A 19745-nucleotide genomic window follows, 5' to 3' on the forward strand; every position below is an offset into this window, starting at 1 on the left:
GTCTCGCTTATGTTCTCCTTCCCTATCAGTCCGCGCCGCGCGCTGCTGCTCGCGTCGACGATGATTGTGCCGGCAATCGCTGTATCAGCCGCGCGGGCGCAGCAGGCGCCCGATCAGCTGCCGGCCATCGAAGTCACCAAATCCGGCGACCAGAACGTGACGCGCGCCAAACCGGCCGCTGACGAGACCCCCGCCCCGCGCCGCCCGGCACCGGGCACGTCCCAGAGCACCAACACGGGCAGTGGAGCGGGATCGAACTCGGCCCGGACCGGCACGGCCACCGGGTCCGGCAGCGGCGGCGGCCGCCAGTTCGCCGGCATTGTCGGCTCCTCCTCGACCGTGATCACAGCCGACGACATCGCGCATTCGCCATCGCAATCGCTGCCCGAGATTCTGGCGCAGGTACCGGGCGTGCAACTGCAATCGCTCTACGGCGGGCCGAACGGCGCCAAGACCTCGGTCGACCTGCGCGGCTTCGGCGCGTTCGCGACCGACAACACCCTGTTCCTGCTCAACGGCCGCCGCCTCAACGACGTCGACAAGGCCGGCTTCGATCTCACCACGATCCCGCTCGATTCGATCGAGCGGATCGAGATCACCCGCGGCAACAGCGGCGCGGTGCTCTACGGCGACAACTCGGTCGGCGGCGTGGTCAACATCATCACCAAGACCGGTGCCGGCGGTCCGCCGGCGACGATGCGCGCCGAGGCCGGGTACGGCTCGTTCAACACACGGATGGCCGCGGTGTCCGCGGCGCTGAATTCCGGACCGTGGTCGACCTCGTTCTACGGTAACGGCATCAAATCCGACGGCTACCGCGTCAACAATGCGCTCGACCAGCGCAACGCGGTCGGCAACGTCAACTACACGACATCGGATTTAACGGCGTTCCTGACCGTCACCGGCAGCGACCAGAAGCTCGGCCTGCCCGGCGGACGGCTGGTCGATCCCTCGATCGGCGTCAACCAGCTGCTCAGCGATCGCCGCGGCGCCGCGACGCCCTTCGATTACGCCAACCAGCAGACCGCGAGCGTGACGACCGGCTTCACCAAGACGCTGATCAATGGCGTCGACCTCATCGTCGACGGCGGCTGGCGGCAGCGCGAGACGCAGAGCGGCTTCTTCGGCACTGTGCCGACCATCAGCTTTGCCTCGACCTACAACGATGCCGCGTTGCAGACCTGGTCGCTGACGCCGCGGCTCAGCGTCAAGAACTCGATGCTGGGGATGCCATCCACCATCCTGACCGGCATCGACTATTACGATTCGACCTTCCGCGAGGCACGCGGCGCCTATCAGGGCGTCGATCCCTATCACATCTACAACATCGAGCAGCAGAGCGTGGCCGGCTATTGGCAGCATACGCTGGGTCTGCTGCCGACGACCGATTTCTCCTATGGCGCGCGCGTGCAGAACACGAGTGTCTCGGCGCGCGACCGCTACGACCCGAACGCGCCCTTTGCGTTCGATGCGCAGGCGGCGCCGCTCGACAGCAACGAGACGCAATACGCGCTGCATGTCGGCGTCGAGCATCGTTTCACCGACACCTTCTCGGTGTTCGGCCGCGCCGCGCGCGCCTTCCGCACGCCCGATGTCGACGAGCGCGTCGCATCGGGCCCGGCGTTCGACCCGCTGACCTTCGCCCCGATCCCGCAGACCTTCCAGCTCAAGACCCAGACCTCGGAAGACGTCGAGGGCGGCTTCCGGGTCAAGACCAACTGCTTTCAGGTCCAGACCAGCGTCTATCTGATGGATCTCGAGAACGAGATCCATTTCAACCCGGTGCTGTTCTATAATACCAACCTCGATCCGACCCGCCGCTACGGCTCCGAGACCAGCGCCTCGCTGAAGGTCAGCGATAGCGTCACCCTGCGCGGCGGCATGGCGATCACCCGCGCCGTCTTCCGCGAGGGCATCTGGGCCGGCAACGACGTGCCGCTGGTGTCGCGCTATACCGGCAATCTCGGCGTGACCTGGAATATCTGGCAGAACTATCTGGTGTTCGACGCCACGGTGCGGGCCTGGAGCTCGCGCATCATGGACAACGACCAGGCCAACACCCAGAGCCGGATCCCCGGCAATGCCACCGCCGATATCAAGCTGAGCGGGCAAGTTGACCGCTTCTTCTGGTCGCTCGGCGTCAACAACCTGTTCAACGCGCTGTATTACGACTACGCGATCGCGAGCACGTTCACCGATGGCCGATTCTCGGCCTATCCGCTGCCCGGCCGCACCTACATGGTCAAGGCCGGCGCGACATTTTGAGCTCTCCGGCGCGGCGGCATGCGACCCCGCCGCGCCGTCTGCTCACATTACAGCGCAAGGAAACTGGGGTAGAATTGCCTCAGCTGATTTGACCCGTGCAGGGGAAACGCATGGCCAAGGTCGGAAAGACGAGCAAGGGCGGTACCAAGGTCAAAGAGACGACCGACGACAAGGCGAAGGCGCCTTCGCCGCCTGCATCAAAGCAGGACGACGAGTATTACGAGGACGGCGACATCGCCACGCCGAAGCTCGATCGCTACGGCAATGATGACGAACCGCTGTAGGGCTGTCGCCATCCACGATGTCGTCCCGGCGAAGGCCGGGACCCATACTCCGCGGCGGATGTTGTGAAAGGGACTCGTCGTTCCGCCATCGCCCATTAATAACCATTCGTGGTTATGGGTCCCGGCCTTCGCCGGGACGACGTGGGGATGGAGCTAACCGAAATCCTCGCTCTCGATCTTTGCAATACTCGCGCGATCGAGCAAATGCGCGCCAAACCCGCCGCGGGCCAGCGATGCGGCGATCGGCGGCGATGCCAGCAGCAGCACTGTCGTCACCGCCAGCGGCACGGCGCTGAGCCAATCGAGCCGCACCGGCGTCAGCTCCTCGCTGCTTCCCCGATAGAGACCTTCGCCCGCGGCGAGGCGGCCGCATTCCCGGATCAGGTCACGCCGCGTGCCGTCGCGCGAGGCGCTGCCGAGCAGCGCCTGCATCGCCAGATGCGTGCGGACCCCGGCGCGGCCCTCGGGAAGCGGCGCCGGCGCCTCGCCGAGCGAGACGCGCAGCAAGAGATCGACCAGATCGGTGCCCGACTGGTATGCGTTCATCGGCTCGACCAGCCGCGGGTTGCAGTCGATCAGCAGCGGCGTCGCGCTGTCGAGCGGCATGATGACATCGACCGAGAGCGCGCCGTGCCAGCGAAGATGCGCACCGATGGTCTCGAGGCAGGCGAGGATCGCCGGCCGGCTCACGCTCTCCTTGATCGCCTCGCCGCCGCCGACACCGGCCGCGACCTGCCGATAGGCGTGGAAGCCGACAAGCGCGCCGCGACAGAACACCGACTGGGCTTTCTCGACGGTGCCGGTGATCAGATCCTGCGCCAGCACCTCGCCGGCGAAATCGCCTGCGGATTCGAGATCGTAGAGCGCCCGATTGAGATCGCCGGCGTCGCGCACGAACCAGATGCCGCGGCTCGCGGTGCCGACCGACGTCTTGACCACCGATGGAAACCGCAGGCCGTCGCGCAGCTCCTCGGCCGAGCTCACGATCCGGGTCGGCGGCTGCGGCAGGCCGAGCTGATCGAGCAGCCGGCTGAAGCCGGCCTTGCCGTGCACGGCGCGGTAGGAGGCGAAATCCGGCAGCGCCAGGCCGGCGCGTGACGTCAGCCGCGCCGCGGCGCGCGCGAACAGAAAGCCCTGCTCATGGGTCGGCAAAAGCACGTCAAAATGCTGCGACGCCAATAGGCGTTCGACGTAACGCAGGAAGCCGGCCGGATCCGACCGCAGCGGCGGGCAATGGTGATATTTGCGGACGAAACGGGAATAGCGCGCCAGGCACCAGCGCGAGGGATCGCAGACCTCGACGTGATGGCCGGCCAGCCCCAGGATCGTGATCGCCTCGCGGCCGGAGGTGCTGGAGCCCTCCGACACCAGCACGCGGAGCGGCTTTTGGGCGTCGATCATGACCGATCATCACCGCGGCGCCGCCCTTTGTCGCCGCCCTTTATGCCGCATGTGTCGATCCGGCACGCCCGCGCCGGGGGCAGCCATGCGCCTGCGTTCATGGACAATTAGCGGCCAGCCTCTATTTTTCGTCAGCCCTGCCGGGCATCGGGAAATTGGGGTTGTCTCAGCAATGGTCGACGTTCTGGCCGCACCGCAGCAAGCGAAAGCCGACAGCGCGCTGCGCACGCTGACGGGGATTTCGGTCGCCCATTGGGTCAGCCACTTCCATATCTTCGTGCTGCCGATGTTGTTCCCGTTCCTGAAGCAGCAGCTCGGCGTCGGCTATGTCGAACTCGGGCTGGCGCTGACGGTGTTCGCGGTGGTTTCCGGCCTGACCCAGGCGCCGATCGGCTACCTCGCCGACCATATCGGCGCGCGCAAGATCCTGCTGATCGGCTTGACGGTCGGCGGCTGTGCGCTGATCGGGCTCGGCCTGCATCTCAGCTACACCTCGCTGATCGTCTGCGCGGTGCTGCTCGGGCTTGCCAACAGCGTCTACCATCCGGCGAACTACGCGATCCTCTCGGCCCATATGGACGAGGCGCGGATGGGCCGCGCGTTCTCGATCCACACCTTTGCCGGCTTCCTCGGCGGCGCGGTGGCGCCCGCGATCATGGCAGCACTGGTCGCCTCGATCGGCGGCCTCGGTGCGCTGATCGTGGCCGGCGCCGTGGGACCGCTGGTGGCGCTGTTTTTGATCGTGCTCGGGATTCCCGATGCCGGCGCCAACAAGAACAAAGCGAAGGACGCTTCGGCGCCGAAGGCCAGCGTGATCACGCCGGCGCTGATGGTGCTGACCGCGTTCTTCACGCTGCTCAGCCTGTCGACCTCGGGCATCAACAATTTCGGCGTGGTGGCGCTGATGGGCGGCTACGGCGCGTCGTTCTCGACCGCCAACATCGCGCTCACCGCCTTCCTCGGCGCCAGCGCGGCGGGCGTGCTGGCCGGCGGCTATCTCGCCGACTGGACCCATCGCCACAGTCAGCTCGCCGCGGCGTGCTTTGCAGTCAATGCCGTGCTGGTGCTGCTGATCGCGCTGATGAACCTGCCGCCGGTGGCGCTCACGCTCGCGATGGGGCTTGCCGGATTCCTCGGCGGCGTGATCGCGCCGTCCCGCGACATGATGGTGCGCAACGCGGCGCCTCCCGGCGCCGTCGGCCGCGCCTTCGGCATCGTCTCCACCGGCTTCAACTTCGGCGGCATCGTCAGCCCGCTATTGTTCGGCTGGATCATGGACCAGCACATGCCGCATTGGGTGTTCGGCGCCTCGGTCGTCTTCATGGTGCTGACCGTACTGCTCGCGCTGGTGACCGAACGCAAGCCGCAGGCCTCTGCGATGGCAGTCCAGACGCAGACCCGCTAGGGCATGATCCGGAAAAGTGCGAAGCGGTTTTCCGAACAGATCATGCTCAACATAAATCGAAAGCGCTATGACGATTCAACCAATCTCATCGCGCTTTAGCAATTGCAGAGGCCTCACCGGCCCCAGAATGCCGGCGTCGTCTTGAAACGCTGCCAGCTCTTGCGCAACGTCTTGGCCACCGCGATCTGATCGCGGGCCAGCCAGCCGGCCATCGCGCCGATGCCGAGATGAAGCGCGGGCTGATCGTCCTGCGCGATGGTGTGGAGCAGCACGCGCGTGCTGCCGATGTCGCACACCCGCCCGAGGCAGTTCTGCAGCCTGGCCAGCCGCTTCACGTAGCGCTTCGCCGGCGCGTGAGCGGCATGGAGCGGCAGGAAGAACTCCGCCGCATAGCGCAGCTTCTTGAGGTTGATCCGCAGATTGTGCTGCGCATGGATGTCGAGCCGGCGAAAGCCCGCACCGCGCTTCAACGTCTTGCGATGCAAGCGCTGCAGAATTCGATCGGCAATCACCGGCATCGGTTGCGACAGGATCGCCAGTGCTTCGCTGTCGATGTCGTTGCGCCAGCTGCGGCGCTCCACCAGCTGTCCGAGCGAGAGCAGGAAGCGGCTGCAGCGGGGATCGGCCAGGACGCCATGCAAGGCGCCGTAGTTCGACTTCTGCCGCTGCTCGACCGCCTTGCGGAGGCCGTCGAGGTCGATATCGGGGACCGCGCTGACCAGGCGGGTGATCGTCGTTTCGGCGAACACGTCCCAATCCCGGGCCTTGCCGAGTTGCCGCATCAGCCATCTTGCTTCGCTGTTGATCGTCGAAAATGCCGGCGACGGGATGTCGCGCCGGAACAGCGCGCAGATCGTGCGCAGGCGCCGCAACGCGACCCGCATCTGGTGCACGCCTTCGGGGTCCGTGCCCTGCTCGGCCACCGCGTGATTCTTCAACAGATGGTGCCAGCAGGAGCCGACCAGCCGCGCGATGACGTCGTCGACCACGAGATCCGCGGTGATACCTGACGCCTCGGCCTTCGCCGCCGACGGCGCGACATCGAACGCGAGCGCATAGCCGCGTTCCGCCTTGCTGCGCGTGCCGATCTGCAACGGCGCAGCGTCGAGCAATTGCGCCCCCAAATCGAACAGCACGCCGGCATTGCCGCTCTTCAGCTCGAGCTCGATTTCCGACAAGACCTCCTGGCGCGCATCGGCCTCGATGGTTCCCTCGTCGAATGCGACTTCGACCGATGCATCGGGCAGATCGAGTTGCCGCGCGTGTCGGCGCACCTTGGTCGCAAACACCGGGATCAGCGCGTCGTTGCTCAGCGTCGCCACGGGCTCGCCGATCTCGTCGGCGGGAAGCAGCCGCAAATCCGGTACGATGCCTTCAACGGGCATCTCCCATTGGCGTCGCATCAGGGGCTGCGCGCCATTGGGGGCAAGCTTCAGCGTCTGGGTAAAGGTCTTGCCGCTGTGGCGCACGCGCAGCGACATGCCATGCTGAAACAGCAGCCGCTCCGCCGTGTCGTAGTAAACCGTTTCCAGCCGATGAAACGCGCCGCGGTTGCGCGCATGCTGCACGATGCAGGGCGCCTCGCGCAGCTTTTCGAGGCTGCCTTGCGGCGCAAGCAGCTTGAGCTCGACTTCCGCCTGATCGCCATGCCCGACGGCCATGGCATTGCCCGCATCGATCACGACCGGTCGCCGCTCATTCAATGATATCGTCCCCGGCGTGGTTTATGAAGGATTCATGACGATGACAAGGCATATCGCTGCATCGCGGCCTGCTTTAGCCGTGAATTTGATCTAAGATCACACCTTTAAGTTGGATTTGGCTGCACTGCCAGCCAAGGGCGAGGGACGGGCCGGACAGCGACGACGCCTCCCAGTCGATCTGGCTTTCCGGGCAGTCGCCGGCGATTTCGCGAGACATTTCAACGCTGCCATTCGATGGCTCGCGCTTGTAATTATATCGTAATGCGATATGACGCGGCATCCACTTCACCCGAGCGTTACGCGACCCATGAGCGTCATTTCCACCAAATCGAACCCCGGTGCCAAACCTGGCGCGAAGACCAGCGCCAAGATCGGCGACAAGGCCAGCCATCTTCTCAGCGACTTCACCACCGATCCGCGCGTCGTGGTGATCTCGGCGATCGCCGTGTTCGTCTCCGCCGCCGGCGTGCTGGCCGGTGCGGCACTGCTGGAGCTGATCAAGCTCGCCACCAACATCGCCTATTTCGGCCAGTTCAGCTTCGCCGACCTGAAATTGCAGGATTCGCCGCTCGGCCTCTGGACCGTGCTGGTGCCGGTCGCCGGCGCGCTGATCATCGGCCTGATGGCGCGCTTCGGCAGCGAGAAGATCCGCGGACACGGCATCCCGGAAGCGATCGAGGCGATCTTGCTGGGCCGGTCCCGGCTCGATCCCAAGGTCGCGATCCTCAAACCCTTGTCGTCGGCGATCTCGATCGGCACCGGCGGCCCGTTCGGCGCCGAGGGCCCGATCATCATGACCGGCGGCGCGATCGGCTCTTTGATCGCGCAGATGCTTCCCGTCAGCGACAATGAGCGCAAGACCCTGCTGGTGGCCGGCGCCGCCGCCGGCATGACCACGGTGTTCGGAACGCCGATCGCGGCGATCATGCTCGCGGTCGAGCTGCTGCTGTTCGAATGGACGCCGCGCAGCTTCATTCCTGTCACCGTTGCCGCGGTGGTGGCGGCGGTCGGGCGCACCTTCCTGCACATGCCGGCGCCGCTGTTCCCGTTCACCGGCGGCGTCGAGATCTCGGTGCTGCAGCTCGGTGCCTGGATGCTGATCGGAATCCTGTCCGGGCTGCTGTCGGGCGTGCTCACCCAACTGGTCTATGGCTGCGAGGACCTGTTCCTGAAGCTGCCGATCCACTGGATGTGGTGGCCGCTGATCGGCGGCCTGGTCGTCGGCCTCGGCGGCTTGATCGAGCCGCAGGCACTCGGCGTCGGCTATGACAACCTCGCCTCGATGCTGCAAGGTGACGTGGTGCTGAAGGCCGCGCTGCTGCTGCTCGTGGTGAAGGCCGTGATCTGGTCGGTCGCGCTCGGCTCCGGCACGTCGGGCGGCGTGCTGGCGCCGCTACTGATCATGGGCGGCGCGATGGGCACGGCGCTGAGCGGCTATCTGCCGGCGGCGAGCCCCGGCTTCTGGGCGCTGCTGGCGATGGCCGCGACGATGGGCGGCACGATGCGCTCGCCGCTGACGGCAACGTTCTTCGCCGTCGAGCTCACCGGCAACACCCATGTGCTGCTGCCGCTGATCGCGGCCTGTTGCAGCGCGCATGGCGTCACGGTGCTGTTGATGCGGCGCTCGATCCTGACCGAAAAGGTGGCCCGGCGCGGCCACCATCTGGTGCGCGAGTACCGGGTCGACCCCTTCGCGCTGACGCGGGTCCGCGACGTAATGACCAAGGCGGTCGAGAGCGTTGCCGACACCATGACGCTGCACGGCGCGGCAGCCTTCCTGACCAATCCCAAGACCGGTCACCCGAGCTTCCCGGTCGTGGATGCCAACCATCACGTACTCGGGGTGATCGACCCGCCATCGGTGCTGCGCTGGCGCCGCGCCGGCAAGCATCGCACCGCGACGCTCAAGCAGTTGCTGGCCGGCGGCAAGATCACCGTCGCCTATCCCGACGAATATCTCGACGGGCTCGCCGACCGCCTGATGCAGGTCAACGTCTCGCATCTGCCTGTGATCTCGCGCGAGGACCAGCGCCTGGTCGGCTATATCGGCTGGAAGGACCTGATGCGGGTGCGCGCCCGGCTGCAAGCCGAGGAGACCCAGAAGACGGCGTTCTTCGGCGCGCGATAGGTCCGCAGCGGCATGCCAGCGGAACAAATTTCCGCCGGGCGGCAACGATCGATCCTCGCGGGCACATCAGCACCGGCGCATCCCAGAGCTTCATCGGCGATGGTTGACAGCATCAAGGGCTCACCCATGATGCCGGCAACCAAAAAACAGCTTCGGGATGAAATGCCATGACCTCGACCCCAGACCTCGTGATCCGCGGCGGCACGATTGCCGACGGCAAGGGCGGCGACCTCTATGAAGCCGATGTCGCGATCTCGGGCGGCAAGATCACCGAGGTCGGCAAGGTCTCGGCGAAAGGCAAAGAAGAGATCGACGCCCGCGGCAAGCTGGTGGCGCCGGGCTTCGTCGACGTCCACACCCATTACGACGGCCAGGTGACCTGGAGCCAGGACATCACGCCGTCGTCGCAGAACGGCGTCACCACCGCGATCATGGGCAATTGCGGCGTCGGCTTCGCGCCATGCCGGCCGAGCGACCACGTCAGGCTGATCCAGCTGATGGAAGGCGTCGAGGACATTCCTGAGCCGGTGCTCTCCGCCGGCATTCCCTGGGCGTGGGAGAGCTTCCCCGACTACATGGAATGGCTGTCGAAGCGCAGTTTCGACATGGATATCGGCGCGCAGCTGCCGCACGCGGCGCTGCGGGTCTATGTGATGGGCGAGCGCGGCGCACGCCGCGATCCCGCAACGCCTGACGACAACAAGGCGATGGCGGCGCTGGCCGGCGATGCGGTGCGTGCAGGCGCGCTGGGCTTCTCGACCTCGCGCACGCTCAATCACCGCACCTCGACCGGCGACTACACGCCGACGCTGAAGGCCGGCGAAGATGAATTGACCGCGATCGCCGGCGCGATGCATGGCGTCGGCCGCAGCGTGCTGCAATTCGTGCTCGACCAGAGCACCGTGCACGAAGATCTGCCGATGATGCTGCGGGTCGCCGAGACCACCAAATGCCCGATCTCGTTCTCGGTCGCCCAGGCCGACAAGGCGCCGCGGCGCTGGCGGCAGACCATGGACACCATCAATGAGGCTGCCGCCCGCGGCCTCTCGATCACGACCCAGATCGCGGCGCGGCCGGTCGGGCTGTTGCTTGGCCTCGAATTGTCGCGCAACCCGTTCCAGACCCATCCGAGCTATCGCGAGATCGCCAGGCTGCCGCTGGCCGAGCGGCTTGCGCATTTGCGCCGGCCGGAGGTGCGCGCGGCGATCCTGAGCGAGAGCGCAACCGCAACCGACGACCCGCTGTTCTTCCGGCCGAACTACGACAAGATGTATCTGCTGGGCAATCCGCCGGACTATGAGCAACCGCCGGAGAACGCGCTCGGCCCGCAGGCGCGGGGCCAGGGCCGGCAGCCGGAGGAGCTCGCCTATGACGCGATGCTGACCGACGAGGGCCGCGGCATGCTCTATGTGCCGTTCCTGAATTATGCCGACGGCAATCTCGACGCCGTCCATGAGATGCTGCGCGAACCCAGCGCCGTGCCGGGCCTGTCCGACGGCGGTGCGCATTGCGGCATCATCTGCGACGCCAGCTTCCCGACCTATCTCCTGACGCACTGGACGCGGGACCGCAGCCGCGGCGACAAGCTCTCGATCCCGTTCGTGATCGCGGCGCAGTCGCGCAAGACCGCGCTGTCGGTGGGTCTCACCGATCGCGGCGTGCTCGCGCCAGGCTTCAAGGCCGACGTCAATGTGATCGATTACGACCGGCTGCATCTGCATCCGCCGAAGGTGCATTACGACCTGCCGGTCGGCGGACGCCGGCTGTTGCAGCAGGTCGACGGCTACGACGCGACCATCGTCTCGGGCGTGGTGACCCAGCGCGCGGGCAAGGCCACCGGCGCACGCCCGGGCAGACTGGTCCGCGGCGCGCAGGGTTTGCAGTAAGTGCGTAGCCTGGATGGAGCGAAGCGCAATCCGGGGCAATTCCATCCGCGGATAGCGCGACCCCGGATTTCGCTTCGCTCCATCCGGGCTACGGACCCTCCCGCCTTGCGGCGCCCTTCAGGGGAGGGTCGAAGAGGCAGGCCCTTACGTCGGCGACATCGCGCCCTTGATCGTGCCCGCGGGCTGTGACGTGCCGGTCAGCCGCGCGCGCTCGGTATTGGGCCACAGCAGCAGCAACCCGAGCACGCCGGAGCCGGCCATGATCGCGGCGTTGATGGTGAAGCCGGACATGTAGCCGGCTATCGGCGTTGCGGCGTGCTGGATCACGTTGCCCATCACCATCGGCGCCAGGATGCCCGAGATGGTGTACAGCGCGCCGTAGATCGCAATGATCGCGCCGCGCTGCGACACCGGCGTGAACTCGCCGAGCATCGGCGGGCACACCACATAGATCGAACCGCAGAGGCCGGAGCCGATCACCAGGGCCGCGATCATCAGCCCGCCCGGCGGGGCATAGGGCAGCGTCGCGAGAATGCAGCCGCCGACGATCAGCGGCACCGAGCCGAGCACGCCGCGCGCACCGCGGGTGGTGAAGCCGCGCGCCAGCATCAGCTGCGAGATCCAGCCGGTCAGGATCACGATGGTCGCACCGAAGATCCAGGGCAGGATCGAGACGAAGCCGGCCTGCTGCTGCGAGAAGCCAAGCCCCTCGATGATGAAGGACGTGAACCAGGTCAGCCCGAGCGACAACGCCCAATAGGCGCCGAACGTCGCGATGACGCAACCGACGAAGGTTCGCGACGTCAGCAGCTTCCTGTACGGAATCCGCGGCTCGTCGGCAGCGACGGCCGCCGTCGACACCAGCGGGCCTTCCTTGCCGAACGCGAACCAGGCGACGGTCCAGAGCAGGCCGACGATGCCGAGCGCGCCGAAGGCATGATGCCAGCTGTGATTGACGATGATCCAGTTCAGCGCGGGCACCGCGAGGATCACGCCGAACGCCGAGCCCTGCGACAGGATCGCGGTCGGCAGCGTACGTTTCTCGTCAGGAAACCACTTGTAGATCGCATGCGCGGCAACCGAGAAGGCCGGCCCCTCGCCCGCGCCAAGGATGACGCGGCAGATCGTAAGCGTCGTGAGGCTGACGGTGCCGATCATCGGAAATTGCGCCAGCGACCAGATCACAGCCAGGATCAGCAGGACCCAGCGGGTATCGACGCGGTTGACGATGAAGCCGACCACGATCGCCGAGATCGAGAAAAGATAGAAGAAGGATGCGCCGAGATCGCCGAACTGCTCAGGCGTGAGCCCCATTTCCTTCCTGATCGGCACACCGGCAAGCCCGACCACGATCTTGTCCGCAAAGTTCACCACCATGAACAGGAACAGGAGGAAGGTGATCGTCCAGGCGCCTTTGGGCGTCCCCTTTGACGTCCTCTCTGACATCCCCATGGGCGTCGGTTGCGTCGTCATGTCTGGCTCCCCGTCGTTTCGTTTTTGGCTTCGTAAAATCGGCCCCGATTGGCGATGCTAGCCACGCCTCGGCGGGCAACGCAACAACGCATTTTCCCGGGGGTCGCCCGCCCCGGCACGGCTGTAACGACCGATCACGATCGCGTCGGCGCGGCCGCGAAACGGTGATCTGTCATCGACCGGCTGCTATGCTCGGGGCCAACGAAAAGCCGAGGTTATTGAAGGTTGGGTTATTCCATGAACAGATCGATACTTCGCGCGGCCGCCTGCGCTGCGCTCGTCTCCGCCACGCTGCTCGCCGCACCGGCTGTCCGCGCAGAAGACGCTGCCAGCCCCGACTATGCGGCGATCGTCGCCGCGCCCGATCGCAGCGACGCGGATCGCCAGGTCGACCAGCGCCGCCAGCCGGCCAAGATGCTGGCCTTTGCCGGCGTCAAGCCGGGCATGACCATTCTCGACATGGCGGCGAGCGCCGGCTACAGCACCGAATTGCTGGCGCGCACCGTCGCGCCCTCAGGCAAGGTCTATGCGCAGGATTCGGCGACCGTGCTCGAGCGCTTCGTCAAGGACAAGTTCGACACCCGCGCCAAGTCACCCGCGATGAAGAACGTGGTCCACGTGGTGCGCGACTATGACGATCCGATCCCGCCCGAGGTCAACAACCTCGACATGATCACCTTGTTCTTCTTCTATCACGACATCAGCTATCTGCCGGTCGACCGCACCGCGATGAACAAGAAGATGTTCGCCGCGCTCAAGCCGGGCGGCTACCTGATCATCGCGGACCACTCGGCCAAGCCGGGCGAAGGCACCAGCGTCGCCAAGACGCTGCACCGGATCGAGGAGAGCACGCTGAAGCAGGAGATCGAGGCCGCCGGCTTCAAGCTGGTGGCCGAGGGCGATTTCCTGCATCATGCGGAGGACCCCAGGGACATTCCCGTCTTCAAGGCGCCGGTGCCGATCGACGAGTTCGTCCTGAAATACCAGAAGCCCTAAACGAGGCACGACCATCGCTTCACCTGACCAGACCGCCGCGGTGCTTCGCGTCACCGGCCTGACCAAGAGTTACCGCTCAGCCGGAGAAGACGTCGCAGTGTTGCGCGGCGTCGACCTTGCCGTTGCGAAAGGCGAGAGCGTCGCGCTATCAGGGGAGTCCGGCAGCGGCAAGAGCACGCTGCTGCATCTGATCGCAGGGCTCGATGCCGCCGACAGCGGCGAGATCAGGCTTGCTGATGTCACCGTCTCCGGGCTCAACGATGCCGGCCGCGCCGAATTGCGCCGCGACCGGCTCGGGCTCGTGTTCCAGCAGTTCAATTTGATCCCAAGCCTCTCGGTCGCGGACAATCTCGTGTTCCAGTCGCGCATCGCCGGCCGGCATGACGCCGCCTGGCATGACGAGCTGGTCGAGCGCCTCGGATTGAAAAGCCTGCTCAAGCGCTATCCCGAGCAATTGTCCGGCGGCCAGCAGCAGCGCGTCGCGATCGGCCGCGCACTGGCGCCGAAACCGCTGTTGCTGCTCGCCGACGAGCCGACCGGCAATCTGGACGAGGACACCGCCGACGAGGTGCTGGCGCTGGCGCGCGATCTGGTTGCGCGCACCGGCTGCGGCTTCCTGATGGTCACCCACAGCGCGCGGCTCGCCGCGACGCTCGACCGTCAGGTCACCCTGCATGCCGGCATAGTCGCATGAGGCGGCCGGTTTGGATCCTCGCGGTGTTGCTCAGCCATTGGCGGCGACATCCAATGCAGCTTGCCACGCTCTTGATCGGACTGATCTCGGCGACCGCGCTGTGGAGCGGCGTGCAGGCGCTGAACCAGCAGGCCCGCATCGCCTATGACCGCGCCGCCGCGACCTTCGGCGGCGCGCGCACCGGGATGCTGGTAAGTCGCGACAGCGCGACCTTCCCACAAAAACTGTTCGTCGATCTGCGCCGCGCCGGCTGGCCGGTGTCGCCGATGCTGGAGGGCCGTGTCCAGATCGACGGGCGCAGCTTCCGCCTGCTCGGCGTCGAGCCGGTGACGCTGCCGTCCGAGGTCGGCAACGCCCCGGCGGTCGGGCGTGGCAGCCTGCAAACCTTCGTCACACCGCCCGGCGAAATGCTGGTGGCGCCGGAAACGCTGCGCGATCTCGGCCTCAAGGAGGGTGAGCGGCCGCAGGCGGGCGGCATCAGCCTGCCGCCGCTGCGCGCGCAGGCGGAGCTCGCGCCCGGCGCGCTGATCGTCGACATCGGCATCGCACAGGACATTCTGAAGATGCCCGGCCAAGTGTCGCGGCTGCTGGTCGGCAAGTCCAAGGCACCGCATGCGACGCTGGAAAGCGTGGCAGGCGAAAAGCTCCGTCTGGTCGAGCCGAGCGCCGAGAGCGACCTCGAACGGCTGACCGACAGCTTCCATCTCAACCTCACCGCATTCGGCCTGCTGTCGTTCTTCGTCGGCCTGTTCATCGTCAATTCCGCGATCGGCCTCGCCTTCGAGCAGCGGCTGCCGATGCTGCGCACCTTGCGCGCCTGCGGCGTCTCGGCGCGGCTGCTCAACACCGTGCTGGTGATCGAGCTGGTGTCGCTGGCACTGGTCGCCGGCCTGATCGGCCTGGTCTGCGGCTATTTCATCGCGGCGGCGTTGCTGCCCGATGTCGCGGCCTCGCTGCGCGGGCTCTATGGCGCGCAGATCCCGGGGCAGCTTTCGCTCAAGCCGGTCTGGTGGTTCGCCGGCATCGCGATCAGCATCCTCGGCGCGCTCGCCGCAGCCGCCGCGAGCCTTGCCAAGGCGATCCGGATGCCGGTGCTGGCGACCGCGCAGCCGCAGGCCTGGCAGCAGGCGCAGCGCCGCTGGCTGATGTTCCAGAGTGCCGCGGCACTCGCGGTATTCGCGGTCGCAGCGGCCCTCATCCAGTTCGGCGATTCCCTGATCGCGGGCTTTGCCGTGCTGGCCGCACTGATGCTCGGCGCGGCCTTGATCCTGCCGATGGTGCTGCAGATCGCGCTCGCGTTCGGCCAGCGCGGCGCGCGTCAGCCGGTCGGCATCTGGTTCTGGGCCGACAGCCGCCAGCAGCTGTCGGGCCTGTCGCTGGCGCTGATGGCGCTGTTGCTCGCGCTCGCGGTCAATGTCGGCGTCGGCACCATGGTGGAAAGCTTCAGCCGCACCTTCCTGGTCTGGCTCGACGGGCGTCTCGCCGCCGACGTCTATATCAGCGCCGCCAGCGATACGCAGGCAAAGGAGATCAGGGCCTGGCTGCGCGACCGGCCCGAAGTTGAAGCGATCCTGCCCGGCGGCCGCGCCGACAGCCAGCTCGGCGGTGCGCCGATCGAGGTGCTCGGCCTGCCCGACCACACGACCTATCGCGACAACTGGCCGTTGCTCGAGAGCACCGCGAATGCCTGGGTGCGCTTGCGTCCAGGCGACACCTGTCTCGTCAGCGAACAACTGTCGCGGCGGATGAAGCTCGCGATCGGCGATCATATCGAGGTGCCCGCGCCCGGCGGCAGCTGGCCGCTCGAGATCGTCGGCATCTATGCCGATTACGGCAATCCCAAGGGCCAGATCGCGGTCAATTTCGCCGCGCTGACGCGGCGCTTCCCGCAGACACCGCAGACCCGGCTCGGGCTGCGCGTCGCGCCCGATCACATCGCACCGCTGATCACGGCGTTGCAGGCGAAATTCGGCCTCGACGACCGCAATATCGCCGACCAGGCGACGATGAAGCGGGAATCGAGGCGGGTGTTCAACCGCACCTTCTCGGTCACCGCGGCGCTCAACGCCTTCACGCTCGGCGTCGCCGGCATCGCGCTGTTGACCAGCCTGCTGACGCTGGCCAATTCGCGGCTGCCGCAGCTGGCACCGCTGTGGGCGATCGGGCTGACGCGGCGGCGGCTCGCGGCGCTCGAGCTGCTGAAGACCATGGCGGTCGCGTTGATCACCGCGCTGTTCGCACTGCCGCTCGGCTTGCTGGTCGCGTGGTGCCTGCTTGCGATCGTCAACGTCAAAGCCTTCGGCTGGCGGCTGCCGTTCCAGATCTTCCCGCTGCAGCTGATCGAGCTGGTCGCGGTGGCGATGGCGGCGGCGCTCTGTGCGGCGGCGCTGCCGGTGGCTAGACTGGCGCGCATGCAGCCGGCCACCTTGATCCGGACCTTCGTCAATGAGCGCTAGCGGCACGCTCACCCGTCGCGCCTTTGCCGGCGGCGCGCTGGCACTCGCGCTCGGCGGCAAGAGTCTTGCGCAGGGCTTTGCCGGGCTCGGCGAGAATGCCGAAGGCTTTGCCGCGGTCACGCCGGGCAAGCAGTTCGCATTTCCCGCCGATCACGGCCCGCATCCGGAGTTCCGGATCGAGTGGTGGTACGTGACGGCAAACCTGTCCGACGCGAGCGGCGCGGCCTATGGCGCGCAATGGACGCTGTTCCGCCAGGCGATAAAGCCGGGTGGGCCGGCCGAGGGCTGGGCCAACCAGCAGCTCTGGATGGGCCATGCCGCTGTCACCAGCGCCACCACGCATCGCTTCAGCGAGACGTTTGCGCGCGGCGGCGTCGGGCAGGCCGGTGTCGAGGCCGCGCCGTTTCACGCCTGGATCGATGCCTGGGAGATACGCGGGATCGACCCACTCGATGCGCAACGCATCGCGCCGCTCGAGCTGAAGGCCTCGGCTGTCGACTTCAGCACCGCACTCCGTCTCGACGCCGACCATCCGCTGGTGCTGCAGGGCGACCACGGCTATAGCCGCAAATCGGATCGCGGACAGGCCTCCTACTACTACAGCCAACCGTTCTACAAGGCGTCCGGGCGCGTCGTGATCGACGACAGGCCGGTCGACGTCACCGGCATGGCCTGGATGGATCGCGAATGGAGCAGCCAGCCGCTGGCGGCGGACCAGACCGGCTGGGACTGGTTCTCGCTGCATTTGCCCGGCGACGAAAAGCTGATGCTGTACCGGCTGCGCCAGAAGGACGGCCGCGAGAACCTGTTCGGCAACTGGATCACGCCGGACGGCCGCTCGGCCGAGATCGCCGCGAGCGGCAACAGCATCACGCCGATCGCGAGCACCGAGATCGGCGACCGCAAGCTGCCGACGTCATGGCGCGTCAGCCTGCCCGCGCGCGGCCTTGCCATCGAAACCGCCCCGCTCAATCCAAAGGCCTGGATGGGAACCAGCTTCCCCTATTGGGAAGGTCCGATCCGCTTTTCCGGCACCCACGCCGGAATCGGCTATCTTGAGATGACCGGGTACTGAAGCCGACAGAGATCGGCGTCGCCCAAAATCGCCCCACCTGTCACAGCGGTCGACGCCGCCACGTCATGACATCGGGGGCCAATATAATGAGGACACGCCTGACATGTACCACTACACGGCCATCGTGACCTGCCTTGCGGTCGCGTTCTATTTCTTCACCACGACGCAGGTCGCGCGCGCCCGCGCCGCCTACGGCGTCAAGCTGCCGGCGATCTCGGGCCATCCGGATTTCGAGCGCATCTTCCGCATCCAGATGAACACGCTGGAATGGATGCCGATCTTCCTGCCGTCGCTCTGGCTGTTTGCGATCTATATCGGCGATGCCGCGGCCGCTGCGGTCGGCGCGCTCTGGGTGATCGGCCGGATCGTCTACTTCATCGGTTACCGCGAGGCGGTGGCGAAGCGCAGCCGCGGATTTGGCATCCAGGCGATGGCCGCGATCATTCTATGGGTCGGCGCGCTCGGCGGCGCGGTGTGGCGGCTGGTGCATTGAAGCCGCCACATACTCCGCTGTCGTCCCGGCGCAGGCCGGGACCATAACCACAGGGAGAGATTGTTGACGGGACTAACGGCCCCAGCTTGCCGAAACAACATCCATCGGTGGTTATGGGTCCCGGCCTGCGCCGGGACGACACCACCGTTGGATATACCCGTCACTTGGTCAGCGGGCAGCCCGAGTCCTTGGCCCGCGGGAAGGCCTGGTCGCCGGGCACCACGGCGAGCTGCTTGTAATAGTCCCACGGCTTCTTCGATTCCGAGGGCTTCTTGACCTCGAACAGATACATGTCGTGGACCATGCGGCCGTTCTCCTGCACCTTGCCCTGGGCGAAGGCGTCGTCGACCGGCAGCTCCTTCAGCTTCTTGGCGACCGCATCGGAATCCTTGGTGCCGGCGGCTTTGACCGCCTTGAGATAGCTCAGCGTCGCCGAATAGGTGCCGGCGTGGATCATGCTCGGCATCCGCCCGGTGCGCTTGAAGAAGCGCTCGGAGAAAGCGCGGCTCTTGTCGTCGTGATCCCAGTAGAAGCCTTCGGTCAGCACCAGGCCCTGCGCGGCGTCGAGGCCGAGGCCGTTGACCTCGGCGAGCGTCATCAGCAGGCCGGCGAGCTTCTGGCCGCCCCTGACGATGCCGAACTCGGCAGCCTGCTTGATCGAGTTGGTGGTGTCCTGACCGGCATTGGCGAGGCCGATCACCTTCGCCTTCGAGCTCTGCGCCTGCAGGAGGAAGGAGGAGAAGTCCGACGAGTTCAGCGGCACGCGCACCGAACCCAAGACCTTGCCGCCGGCGGCGGTGACGATCTCGCTGGTGTCCTTTTCCAGCGCGTAGCCGAACGCATAGTCGGCGGTGAGGAAGAACCAGCTGTCGCCGCCCGCCTTCACCAGCGCGCCACCGGTGCCGACCGCGAGCGCATGGGTATCGAACGCCCAGTGGAAGCCGTAGGGCGTGCAGGCCGCGCCCGTGATCGCCGAGGTCGCGGCGCCGACCACGATGTCGATCTTCTTCTTTTCCTTCGACAGTTCCTGCACCGCGAGCGCCACCGACGAGGTCGTCAGCTCGGTGATCATGTCGACGCCGTCGGCGTCATACCAGCGCCGCGCGATCGAGGTCGCGAGATCGGGCTTGTTCTGGTGGTCGGCGGTGGTCATCTCGATCTTCTGGCCGAGCACCTCGCCGCCGAAATCCTCGATCGCCATCCTGGCGGCTTCGACCGAATACTTTCCGCCGTAATCCGCGTAGACGCCCGACTGGTCGTTCAGGATGCCGATCTTGACACCCTGGGCCATCGCCGGCGCCGCAAGCATCAGGCTGCACGCCGCGACCGCGGCCAAAAATCCCGACTTCATTGTTATGCTCTCCCAGCAGTTTCTATCAGGAAAAATCGGCGCGACATTATTTTATAACCCCGCGCCTGCCCATCGATTTCCGCTCAGCCAAAAGTATGGGCTCGCCGCACCCATCCCCGTCATTCCGGGCGCGCG

General features: G+C 66.4%; 15 protein-coding genes. 10 read left to right on the forward strand and 5 right to left on the reverse strand.

Translation table 11 applies throughout. The features are described 5' to 3' along the window. Positions 1-9: 9 nt before the first annotated feature. Both BRSPCE3_RS29700 and BRSPCE3_RS29705 read left to right on the forward strand, forming a co-directional pair. The gene (locus BRSPCE3_RS29700; protein WP_244069894.1) at positions 10-2265 is read left to right on the forward strand and encodes a TonB-dependent receptor; all 2256 of its coding nucleotides are present in this window, start codon (positions 10-12) and stop codon (positions 2263-2265) included. A 110-nt stretch (positions 2266-2375) separates the two neighbouring features. Continuing rightward, positions 2376-2549, forward strand: coding sequence for a hypothetical protein (locus BRSPCE3_RS29705; protein ID WP_244069895.1), 174 nt, complete (start codon positions 2376-2378; stop codon positions 2547-2549). Positions 2550-2702: 153 nt separating this feature from the next. On the opposite strand, the gene BRSPCE3_RS29710 is transcribed toward BRSPCE3_RS29705, so the two are convergent. Continuing rightward, positions 2703-3950 (reverse strand): hypothetical protein, encoded by a 1248-nt coding sequence (locus BRSPCE3_RS29710; RefSeq protein ID WP_244069896.1) that lies wholly within the window; start codon positions 3948-3950, stop codon positions 2703-2705. 172 nt (positions 3951-4122) lie between these two features. Between BRSPCE3_RS29710 and BRSPCE3_RS29715 the strand changes: the two genes are divergently transcribed. After that, positions 4123-5355 (forward strand): MFS transporter, encoded by a 1233-nt coding sequence (locus BRSPCE3_RS29715; RefSeq protein WP_244069897.1) that lies wholly within the window; start codon positions 4123-4125, stop codon positions 5353-5355. 113 nt (positions 5356-5468) lie between these two features. On the opposite strand, the gene BRSPCE3_RS29720 is transcribed toward BRSPCE3_RS29715, so the two are convergent. After that, positions 5469-7058, reverse strand: coding sequence for a CYTH and CHAD domain-containing protein (locus tag BRSPCE3_RS29720; protein ID WP_244069898.1), 1590 nt, complete (start codon positions 7056-7058; stop codon positions 5469-5471). 73 nt (positions 7059-7131) lie between these two features. Continuing rightward, the gene (locus BRSPCE3_RS29725) at positions 7132-7338 is read right to left on the reverse strand and encodes a hypothetical protein (protein ID WP_244069899.1); all 207 of its coding nucleotides are present in this window, start codon (positions 7336-7338) and stop codon (positions 7132-7134) included. A 27-nt stretch (positions 7339-7365) separates the two neighbouring features. Here BRSPCE3_RS29725 and BRSPCE3_RS29730 point away from each other — a divergent pair, with 27 nt between their 5' ends. Together BRSPCE3_RS29730 and BRSPCE3_RS29735 are read left to right on the forward strand one after the other, a co-directional pair. Further along, positions 7366-9186 (forward strand): chloride channel protein, encoded by a 1821-nt coding sequence (locus BRSPCE3_RS29730; RefSeq protein WP_244069900.1) that lies wholly within the window; start codon positions 7366-7368, stop codon positions 9184-9186. A gap of 167 nt (positions 9187-9353) precedes the next feature. Next, the gene (locus BRSPCE3_RS29735) at positions 9354-11072 is read left to right on the forward strand and encodes an amidohydrolase family protein (RefSeq protein WP_244069901.1); all 1719 of its coding nucleotides are present in this window, start codon (positions 9354-9356) and stop codon (positions 11070-11072) included. Positions 11073-11216: 144 nt separating this feature from the next. On the opposite strand, the gene BRSPCE3_RS29740 is transcribed toward BRSPCE3_RS29735, so the two are convergent. Further along, positions 11217-12545, reverse strand: coding sequence for an MFS transporter (locus BRSPCE3_RS29740; protein ID WP_244069902.1), 1329 nt, complete (start codon positions 12543-12545; stop codon positions 11217-11219). Between the two features lie 237 nt (positions 12546-12782). Here BRSPCE3_RS29740 and BRSPCE3_RS29745 point away from each other — a divergent pair, with 237 nt between their 5' ends. From BRSPCE3_RS29745 to BRSPCE3_RS29765, 5 genes are all read left to right on the forward strand, one after another. After that, on the forward strand, positions 12783-13541 hold the full coding sequence (locus BRSPCE3_RS29745; protein ID WP_244069903.1) for a class I SAM-dependent methyltransferase: 759 nt from the start codon (positions 12783-12785) through the stop codon (positions 13539-13541). A gap of 40 nt (positions 13542-13581) precedes the next feature. Further along, a complete protein-coding gene (locus tag BRSPCE3_RS29750; RefSeq protein ID WP_244069904.1) occupies positions 13582-14235 on the forward strand; it encodes an ABC transporter ATP-binding protein in 654 nt (217 codons plus the stop codon). After that, positions 14232-16691: an ABC transporter permease gene (locus tag BRSPCE3_RS29755; RefSeq protein WP_244069905.1), complete on the forward strand. Its 2460-nt coding sequence runs from the start codon at positions 14232-14234 to the stop codon at positions 16689-16691. The genes BRSPCE3_RS29750 and BRSPCE3_RS29755 overlap by 4 nt, the downstream gene beginning before the upstream one ends. Further along, positions 16681-17766, forward strand: coding sequence for a lipocalin-like domain-containing protein (locus BRSPCE3_RS29760; protein ID WP_244069906.1), 1086 nt, complete (start codon positions 16681-16683; stop codon positions 17764-17766). The genes BRSPCE3_RS29755 and BRSPCE3_RS29760 overlap by 11 nt, the downstream gene beginning before the upstream one ends. 103 nt (positions 17767-17869) lie before the next feature. Beyond that, positions 17870-18259 carry an MAPEG family protein gene (locus BRSPCE3_RS29765; RefSeq protein ID WP_244069907.1) on the forward strand — a complete coding sequence of 130 codons (390 nt, stop codon included), beginning with the start codon at positions 17870-17872 and terminating at the stop codon, positions 18257-18259. 160 nt (positions 18260-18419) lie between these two features. Here the strand turns inward: BRSPCE3_RS29765 and BRSPCE3_RS29770 are convergent, their stop codons facing one another. Next, entirely contained in the window at positions 18420-19610 is a 1191-nt protein-coding gene (locus BRSPCE3_RS29770) for an ABC transporter substrate-binding protein (protein WP_244069908.1), read from the reverse strand. Positions 19611-19745: the final 135 nt, after the last annotated feature.

Source organism: Bradyrhizobium sp. Ce-3, assembly GCF_022835695.1.
Lineage (GTDB): Bacteria > Pseudomonadota > Alphaproteobacteria > Rhizobiales > Xanthobacteraceae > Bradyrhizobium.

What these genes read in the sequence shown, in the direction of transcription:
- BRSPCE3_RS29700 (WP_244069894.1), top strand. Translation starts at nt 10, where the DNA reads ATGTTCTCCTTCCCTATCAGTCCGCGCCGCGCGCTGCTGCTCGCGTCG.
- BRSPCE3_RS29705 (WP_244069895.1), top strand. Translation starts at nt 2,376, where the DNA reads ATGGCCAAGGTCGGAAAGACGAGCAAGGGCGGTACCAAGGTCAAAGAG.
- BRSPCE3_RS29710 (WP_244069896.1), bottom strand. Translation starts at nt 3,950, where the DNA reads ATGATCGACGCCCAAAAGCCGCTCCGCGTGCTGGTGTCGGAGGGCTCC.
- BRSPCE3_RS29715 (WP_244069897.1), top strand. Translation starts at nt 4,123, where the DNA reads ATGGTCGACGTTCTGGCCGCACCGCAGCAAGCGAAAGCCGACAGCGCG.
- BRSPCE3_RS29725 (WP_244069899.1), bottom strand. Translation starts at nt 7,338, where the DNA reads ATGCCGCGTCATATCGCATTACGATATAATTACAAGCGCGAGCCATCG.
- BRSPCE3_RS29730 (WP_244069900.1), top strand. Translation starts at nt 7,366, where the DNA reads ATGAGCGTCATTTCCACCAAATCGAACCCCGGTGCCAAACCTGGCGCG.
- BRSPCE3_RS29735 (WP_244069901.1), top strand. Translation starts at nt 9,354, where the DNA reads ATGACCTCGACCCCAGACCTCGTGATCCGCGGCGGCACGATTGCCGAC.
- BRSPCE3_RS29740 (WP_244069902.1), bottom strand. Translation starts at nt 12,545, where the DNA reads ATGACGACGCAACCGACGCCCATGGGGATGTCAGAGAGGACGTCAAAG.
- BRSPCE3_RS29745 (WP_244069903.1), top strand. Translation starts at nt 12,783, where the DNA reads ATGAACAGATCGATACTTCGCGCGGCCGCCTGCGCTGCGCTCGTCTCC.
- BRSPCE3_RS29755 (WP_244069905.1), top strand. Translation starts at nt 14,232, where the DNA reads ATGAGGCGGCCGGTTTGGATCCTCGCGGTGTTGCTCAGCCATTGGCGG.
- BRSPCE3_RS29760 (WP_244069906.1), top strand. Translation starts at nt 16,681, where the DNA reads ATGAGCGCTAGCGGCACGCTCACCCGTCGCGCCTTTGCCGGCGGCGCG.
- BRSPCE3_RS29765 (WP_244069907.1), top strand. Translation starts at nt 17,870, where the DNA reads ATGTACCACTACACGGCCATCGTGACCTGCCTTGCGGTCGCGTTCTAT.
- BRSPCE3_RS29770 (WP_244069908.1), bottom strand. Translation starts at nt 19,610, where the DNA reads ATGAAGTCGGGATTTTTGGCCGCGGTCGCGGCGTGCAGCCTGATGCTT.